This is a genomic window from Bartonella sp. AC130YNZD, assembly GCF_042196865.1.
In the GTDB taxonomy this organism is placed as follows: domain Bacteria; phylum Pseudomonadota; class Alphaproteobacteria; order Rhizobiales; family Rhizobiaceae; genus Bartonella.
Window position 1 is genome coordinate 1 of sequence record NZ_JBHIQZ010000137.1, and the last position, 843, is coordinate 843.

Consider the following 843-nt stretch of genomic DNA (forward strand, 5'->3'; position numbering starts at 1 on the left):
ATTTTTTGCACATAGAGATACCCTCACAATCTAATGTGATAAACGTTTTCTAAAATTTGAAATGGAAAATTGGATTGGAAAGCAGGCGCCCCCGCCACGCACAAGCTTTATTTAAACAGCTTCATTTATGGTTTTGTTATTATTCCCAATATCATCATAAATTTTTTGATTGCCATAAACATGAGCATTTGCACTGAAAACCCATGCATCATCATTAACAACGGCATTGCCATAAACTTTAGCATTTCTATTAATACAAGCATTATCATGTATTTTTGCATTGTCAGAAACGACAGCGTCCCAAAAAACGGTAGCGTTATCATAGACCCAGCAATTGCCATCATGAGAGAGATTGTTTTCACTTTCAATAAAATCACCGAGGTCGCCAGCTTTGACATCATCGAAATCCCTTAAAGCACGAATGCGATAAAGAGTTTGATTATTAAATACACGTGTCTCATTTGTCAGTGCAAACTTTTTTTTGCATAACACTATTCCTTTATAGAAGATTAAATTTTAGAATGAGATTTTTAAAGGGGGCGCCCCGCACCGCCCGCGCGTTATTTACGCAGCGTTATTTATAGCCTGATCAGCACCACAGACATCTTCAGAAAATTTCTTATTTTCTTTAAGCACCGCATTGCCATAAATCGTTGTAAATTGGCAAATTTGTGCCTTGCCACTCACATGAGCATTATCATGAATTTTTGCAAAGGGACCGACACGCGCCGAGCCAGAAACCTTGGCATTGTCATAAATATTGCTTCCATCATAAACTATAGCTTTATCAAAAACATGAGCATTGCCATAAGCTTTTGACCACGCAGCAAGGCGTGATTTACC

Annotated in this window: 2 pseudogenes; both read right to left on the minus strand. The window is 38.0% G+C overall.

Features of this window, described 5'->3' with window-relative positions:
* Positions 1-159 precede the first annotated feature (159 nt).
* Positions 160-495 (minus strand): annotated as a pseudogene (locus tag ACFINU_RS10125) (hypothetical protein); the annotation flags it as partial.
* 69 nt (positions 496-564) lie between these two features.
* A pseudogene (locus tag ACFINU_RS10130) lies at positions 565-843 on the minus strand (hypothetical protein); the annotation flags it as partial.